General features: G+C 40.6%; 5 protein-coding genes. 2 read left to right on the forward strand and 3 right to left on the reverse strand.

Going from position 1 to position 6,948, the window contains the following annotated elements; genetic code table 11:
* Positions 1-15: 15 nt before the first annotated feature.
* The gene (rnt, locus tag UC75_RS11985; RefSeq protein WP_049837722.1) at positions 16-678 is read right to left on the reverse strand and encodes a ribonuclease T; all 663 of its coding nucleotides are present in this window, start codon (positions 676-678) and stop codon (positions 16-18) included.
* Entirely contained in the window at positions 663-1,697 is a 1,035-nt protein-coding gene (pyrC, locus tag UC75_RS11990) for a dihydroorotase (RefSeq protein WP_004793881.1), read from the reverse strand. The genes rnt and pyrC overlap by 16 nt, the downstream gene beginning before the upstream one ends.
* 149 nt (positions 1,698-1,846) lie before the next feature.
* Here pyrC and UC75_RS11995 point away from each other — a divergent pair, with 149 nt between their 5' ends.
* On the forward strand, positions 1,847-3,109 hold the full coding sequence (locus UC75_RS11995) for a GGDEF domain-containing protein (protein ID WP_049837723.1): 1,263 nt from the start codon (positions 1,847-1,849) through the stop codon (positions 3,107-3,109).
* A 62-nt stretch (positions 3,110-3,171) separates the two neighbouring features.
* On the opposite strand, the gene argG is transcribed toward UC75_RS11995, so the two are convergent.
* A complete protein-coding gene (gene argG, locus UC75_RS12000) occupies positions 3,172-4,530 on the reverse strand; it encodes an argininosuccinate synthase (RefSeq protein ID WP_009390370.1) in 1,359 nt (452 codons plus the stop codon).
* A gap of 264 nt (positions 4,531-4,794) precedes the next feature.
* Between argG and UC75_RS12005 the strand changes: the two genes are divergently transcribed.
* The gene (locus tag UC75_RS12005) at positions 4,795-6,825 is read left to right on the forward strand and encodes an NADPH-dependent 2,4-dienoyl-CoA reductase (RefSeq protein ID WP_049837724.1); all 2,031 of its coding nucleotides are present in this window, start codon (positions 4,795-4,797) and stop codon (positions 6,823-6,825) included.
* Positions 6,826-6,948: the final 123 nt, after the last annotated feature.

Raw genomic sequence — 6,948 nt, forward strand, 5'->3', positions numbered from 1 at the left:
GAGGATGGCGGTATCTTAAGAAGCCGCCACCAAACTGTCAAGTAGGTAAGGAGACAGTTTGTTCAAAATATAGCAAAACAGTTCAGCAGTCTTCTGAGTATCGTATAAAGCAGAGTGTGCTTCTTTACCATCGAACTCAATTCCAGCTTGAATGCAGGCTTTAGCTAGGACGGTTTGTCCAAACATAACAGCACTTAAAGTAACTGTATCCATAACTGAAAAACTATGAAATGGATTCTGGTTTTTTGTGCTTGTACGTGTAATTGCAGCTTGAACAAAACCAAGATCAAAATGGGCGTTATGACCGACCAATACTGCATGGGTACAATGTTGCTGTTTACGAACTTCATTGACCGACTTAAAAATACGGCGTAATGCAGTCCGTTCATCTTCAGCCATTGCTATACGCATTGGATTGAATGGATCAATACCGATAAAGTCTAGCGAACGACGGTCGAGGTTAGCCCCTTCAAACGGGTTAATGTGCGCATGAAATGCTGGACCAGGGACAAATTGTCCCTGAGCATCATACACAATTGGAATGCACGCAATTTCTAGCAATGCATCTGTCTGGGCATTAAAACCTGCCGTTTCAACGTCAACAACAACAGGTAAGAAGCCACGAAAACGTTGGCCAATGACCGGGACAGAGGTTTCTTGTGTCACACTTTTCTCCATTGCAGCGTTTTCCCGGCATGCAGCGGGATAATTTTTTGATCATCTAAATAATCAAAAGATTCTGGGACAAGGTTATCTTCTTTTACCAATGTAATGGTAGAAGTATTACGTGGTAGACCGTAGAAGTCTGCGCCAAAATGGCTAGCAAAACCTTCTAAGCGCTCTAATTTACCCACTTGGTCAAATGCTTGGGCATAAAGCTCAATTGCATTAGGTGCACTATAACAGCCCGCACAGCCACACGCATTTTCTTTTGCATTTTGTGAGTGAGGAGCGCTATCTGTACCCAAGAAAAATTTAGGGTTACCACTCGTTGCAACTTCAAGCAAAGTTGTTTGATGTGTTTGGCGCTTTAAAATTGGCAAACAGTAAAAATGCGGTTTAATACCACCGACCAACATATCATTACGGTTAAATAATAAATGCTGAGGAGTGATTGTTGCCGCAACATTACGATCATGCTCTAAAACAAAATGAGCCGCATCGCTTGTTGTAATGTGCTCAAGTACCACTTTAAGTTTTGGAAACTGTTTTAAGAGTGGGTTGAGTACTTCGTCAAGGAAACGCTTTTCACGGTCAAAAATATCGACATGGTTATGAGTTACTTCACCATGAAGTAATAACGGAACTTGATGTTCTTCTAATTGTTCAATAACTGCATAAACCTTACGGATATCACTCACACCATTATCAGAATTGGTGGTTGCGCCCGCTGGGTAAAGTTTAATTGCATTTACATGTCCAGATTCTTTAATTTTACGAACTTCATCTGGTGAGGTGAAGTCAGTAAAATAAAGCACCATACGCGGGTCAAAATTGAGACCTTCTGGAACATGAGCAAGAATACGTTCACGGTAAGCCAGCGCTTCTTCCACAGTCTTTACTGGTGGAACAAGGTTTGGCATACAGATCGCACGAGCAAACTGTTTAGCCAAATCAGGTACAGTACGTTTTAATGCTAAACCATCACGTAAATGTGCATGCCAGTCATCTGGCTGGAGCAGGGTAATAGAGTCCAAGGCAGTTCAAACTTCGAAATAAAACAAATGATAATCGATAAAGTGTGAAAATGGTAACGAGAATTACGGACAAATGGCAAAATAAAGCGCAAGAGGCCTCAAAAAATAATGTTATATTTTGTTAATGTGTAAGAGGTAGGAATCGGGTAGTGGTAAATAGGGGAAATGTACAGGAATTACTCAAAGCAAAAGAAGAAATAGAATATCTGGTAACTTTACATACCCATCGTTATGCCAATACACCATTGCCTCATCAATTAGAAAAAAAGTTCTGGTGCTTAAATCTTGAACGAACTAAACAAAATATTTCAAAGTTTTTAGCAAGTGGCGTTCTCACCTATCTAATTTTTATTTTATTAGCGCTCCCTACAGACTACTTGGTGATCGGTGTACCTTACATTACTTGGGACTTTATTTACTGCTTATTGAGTGCAATTAATATTGCTTGTGCGCTGCTGCTATTTTGGGTTTTTGCCAAGTTTAAAAAACTCACTGAATATTTTTACATCGCTGCGTGTGGGATTGTATTTTTTACCATCATTTTCAATGCAATGTTACTGCTGAGTGTAGGAAATGTCGCTCTTAAAAATCAGTCAATGTTGCTACTTTCTTTTTTATATATGCTCGGTTTTATTTTGAGCGGTATAAAGCCTCTACATATGCTTTATGTGGGTTTAACAGCAGCAATTTTTGTTTTTTCTTCATTGATTTTATTGCAAGCGAATTGTGACTATATTGCTTTGGGGCGGGCATTGTTTGGTAGCTGTATTTTAGGTTTTTCAATTAGTACGATGCTTACGTCTAGAGAAAGAAGTCTTTTTTTAAATAATCAGCTTGCTGAGCTTAACGAAAAGATTTTGCGTATTGAGGCATCTGAGTTGCTTCATTTAAGTCAGCAAGATGCACTCACTAAAATTTCTAATCGACGTACTTTCGATGAGATGTTCGACTTCTTTTACTATCGGGCAAAACAAGAACAACGTCCATTGGCCGTTTTATTCATTGATATCGATTTTTTTAAAAACTATAACGACTTTTATGGGCACCAGATGGGGGACAAGGTCATCTCGTCTATTGCCTCTGCAATTAAGAATTCGATTCGTCATGTGGATTTTGTTGCCCGGTATGGCGGAGAAGAGTTTGTGGTTCTTTTGCCAAAAACACCTGCTCAAGGTGCTTATGCTGTGGCTGCCAATATTTATAAAGCGATTGAGCGTCAAGCGATTCCTCATGCTGCATCTTTGGTCTCTACGCATGTAACGATTAGTTTGGGTTTTACTGTCTATACCGAAGGCTTAAAAGTCACACAGGAAAATTTAATTCATGCCGCTGATCAAGCTTTATATCGGGCTAAGCAGCTTGGGCGTAACCAGATTTATTATCAGCCTTTACAAGTCGCTGAAATTGTCTAAATAAATTATTAAAAATAAAAAGGCCACCTTAATAGGTGGCCTTTTTTGACGTTATAAGAAAATTATTTTTTCTTACTGTCTAATTGAGGAATAGCAGAACCTTGACCGATTGAAAGTAAACCAGCATCTGTATAGATTCCAAGTTTTGCACGTGTATCGGTAATGTCGAGATTACGCATAGTCAACTGACCAATACGGTCCATAGGCGAGAACATTGAATCGCCTTTTTCCATTGTTAAACGTTCAGCTTCGTACGTTAAGTTTGGAGATTCAGTGTTCATGATGGTGTAGTCATTACCACGACGGAGTTCAAGAGTCACTTCACCTGTAACAGCTTTAGCAACCCAACGCTGTGCAGTTTCACGCAACATAAGCGCTTGAGAGTCGAACCAACGACCTTGGTAAAGTAAACGACCTAAACGTAAACCGTTAATGCGGTATTGTTCGATCGTATCTTCGTTATGAATACCAGTAACCAAACGCTCGTAAGCAATATGAAGAAGAGCCATACCCGGTGCTTCATAAATACCGCGAGATTTTGCTTCGATAATACGGTTTTCGATTTGGTCAGACATACCTAAACCATGACGACCACCAATACGGTTTGCTTCAAGAATAAGCTCAACTGGATTGTTAAAAGTTTGACCGTTTAACGCAACAGGTACACCTTCTTCAAAACGTACAGTTACTTCTTCTGGTTTGATTTCAACTTCTTCTTTCCAGAAAGCAACACCCATAATTGGGTCAACGATTTTGATACCAGCATTTAAGTATTCAAGATCTTTTGCTTCGTGAGTTGCACCCAACATGTTTGAGTCAGTTGAGTACGCTTTTTCTTTTGACATTTTGTAGTCAAAACCGTTGTCGATCAGGAACTGTGACATTTCTGCACGGCCACCGAGTTCATCGATAAAGTTTTGATCTAACCAAGGCTTATAAATTTTAAGATTCGGGTTGGTCAACAAACCATAACGATAGAAACGTTCAATATCGTTACCTTTATAAGTTGAACCATCACCCCAGATGTTTACGTCATCTTCTTTCATTGCCGTAACTAGCATTGTACCTGTTACTGCACGACCTAATGGAGTCGTATTGAAATAAGGAACACCACCTGTACTGATATGGAATGCACCACACTGAATTGCAGCAATACCTTCAAGCGCAAGTTGTAAGCGGCAGTCAATTAAGCGCGCTTTTACAGCGCCGTATTGTTCTGCTTTCTTTGGAATTGCATCGTAGTCATCTTCATCAGGCTGGCCTAAGTTTGCAGTATATGCATAAGGCTCTGCACCCTTTTGTTTCATCCATAATAAAGCAGCTGAAGTGTCTAGGCCTCCGGAGAAGGCAATCCCAACTTTTTTGCCTACTGGTACATGCTGCAAGATAGTTGCATTATCAGTCATTGCTAATCCTAACATTTATAAAAAAGACCCCGTACAGGTGGTCTCGAGAATTCTGAATGGCGGCTATTGTAGCACTATTCATGGTGCTTTTTTTGGCAAAAAAAGCATTAATTCACTTGTTCTGATTGGTATTTATTATTTGAAGAAAATATAGGATTGTCTTCTTTATATATAGATTGACCATAATCTCGAATAAAAAATAATTCTGGGTCATCCAAAATTATCAAAAAAGTATTAAAGTACTATGCAACAAGTTGCAAAAAACTATTGGGACGCAGCATGACAAGTTACGCCAATTTATTAAAACCATTACATTTAGGTTTTACCACCATTAAAAACCGTGTGGTGATGGGATCCATGCATACGGGACTTGAAGACCGTTTTTTTAACTACCCAAAACTGGCAGCTTATTTTGAAGAGCGTGCAAAAGGCGGGGTTGGCCTGATTGTGACAGGTGGTATTTCTCCGAACCGTCAGGGATGGTTGGCACCTGCGGGTGGAACCATGAACAGTCTCTTTGATGTTCCTCAGCACCGTTTGGTAACCCATGCTGTTCATAAACATGGCTCTAAAATCTTAATGCAGATTTTGCACGCTGGCCGATATGGTTACCAACCATTTGTTGTGTCTTCAACAGCAATTAAATCTCCAATTTCACCATTTAAACCACGCCAGCTTTCTGAAAAAAATATTCTCAGCACAATAGAAGATTACGCACAGTGCGCTGACATTGCCAAAAAAGCAGGCTATGACGGTGTCGAAATTATGGGCTCGGAAGGTTATTTAATTAACCAGTTTTTAAGTAGCCACGTAAACCAACGTACGGACCGTTGGGGCGGTGAAATTGAAAACCGTATGCGTTTTCCAGTTGAGATTGTTAAAGCGATTCGCGCTAAAGTTGGTGAGAAATTTATTATTTGTTTCCGCTTGTCTTTACTCGACCTTGTGCATGATGGTAACACCATGCAAGAAGTGGTGACTGTTGCGAAAGCTTTAGAAAAAGCGGGTGTAACTTTATTAAATACTGGTATTGGCTGGCATGAAGCGCGTGTACCGACCATTGTAACGTCTGTGCCTCGTGCCGCTTTTGTCGATTACACGGCACATGTAAAACAGCATATTTCTATTCCGATTATTGCGTCAAACAGAATTAATATGCCTGAAACTGCCGAAGAGATTTTGGCAACTGGCAAAGCAGATATGGTCCAAATGGCGCGTCCTTTATTGGCCGATGCATTTTGGGTAAATAAAACTGCGACTAACCGTGTTGATGAAATTAATACCTGTATTGCGTGTAACCAAGCCTGTTTAGACCATGCTTTTAAAAATAAGCGTGTGTCTTGTTTGGTTAACCCGCGTGCAGGCCATGAAACAGAACTGGTCTATTTAAAGACTAAACAGCCAAAACGTATTGCTGTTGTAGGCGGTGGTGTAGCAGGTATGTCCGCGGCAACTGTTGCAGCAAGCCGTGGCCATGCAGTGACGCTATTTGAAGCAACTTCAGATGTGGGCGGTCAATTTAACTTTGCCAAAGTTGTGCCGGGTAAAGAAGAATTTCACGAAACGATTCGCTACTTCAAAGTACAACTCGAAAAAACAGGGGTGGATGTACGTTTAAATACTCGCGTAAATCGCGAGCAGCTTGAACGCGAAGGTTTTGATGAAGTGATTGTTGCAACTGGTGTAATCCCTCGCGCATTAAAAATTGAAGGAAGCAATGCACCACAAGTTCTTTCTTATGCTCAAGTTTTAAAAGGGGCAGAAGTTGGGCAAAAAGTCGCAGTGATTGGTGCTGGCGGTATTGGTTTTGATGTATCTGAGTTTTTACTTAAACCTCCACATCAACCACAGCCTCAACCTTTAGCAGAGTGGCAACGTGAATGGGGTGTAGACCCAGATCCGAACTATGTTTCTGAAGGTGGTATGCAGCCACCAGTGGTTGAACCAGCAATCCGCGAGATTTATTTACTACAACGTAAAACAACACCTCTCGGTATTGGTCTTGGCAAAACTTCAGGTTGGGTACACCGTGCACAGCTTAAAAAGCATGGTGTGCGTATGTTACGTGGTGTGCAATATAAAGCTGTCACTGATGAAGGGCTTTGGATTGAGCACAATGGTCAAGATCAGCTTTTACGCGTAGACACTGTTATAGTGTGTGCAGGTCAAGAGTCGGTAAAAGACTTGATGCCAAAAGAAGGTGAGTCGACTATAGCGAACTACCATATTATTGGTGGAGCAAAGCTCGCAGCAGAGCTAGATGCGAAGCGTGCGATCAAAGAAGGAGCAGAATTAGCTGCTCGATTGTAAAATTGATGAAACAATATGCACTTGAACACAAAGCAATGATATTTTTCTTGAATAAAATGAATAAGCTTTGTATTCTTACGCACATGGAAGCGTGGCAGAGCGGTTTAATGCACCGGTCTTGAA

It is taken from the genome of Acinetobacter sp. V2, assembly GCF_001188385.1.
In the GTDB taxonomy this organism is placed as follows: Bacteria; Pseudomonadota; Gammaproteobacteria; order Pseudomonadales; family Moraxellaceae; genus Acinetobacter; species Acinetobacter oleivorans.

Bases quoted from the DNA above. Each gene is read 5' to 3' on its own strand.
- rnt (WP_049837722.1), bottom strand. From the start codon at position 678: ATGGAGAAAAGTGTGACACAAGAAACCTCTGTCCCGGTCATTGGCCAA.
- UC75_RS12005 (WP_049837724.1), top strand. From the start codon at position 4,795: ATGACAAGTTACGCCAATTTATTAAAACCATTACATTTAGGTTTTACC.
- argG (WP_009390370.1), bottom strand. From the start codon at position 4,530: ATGTTAGGATTAGCAATGACTGATAATGCAACTATCTTGCAGCATGTA.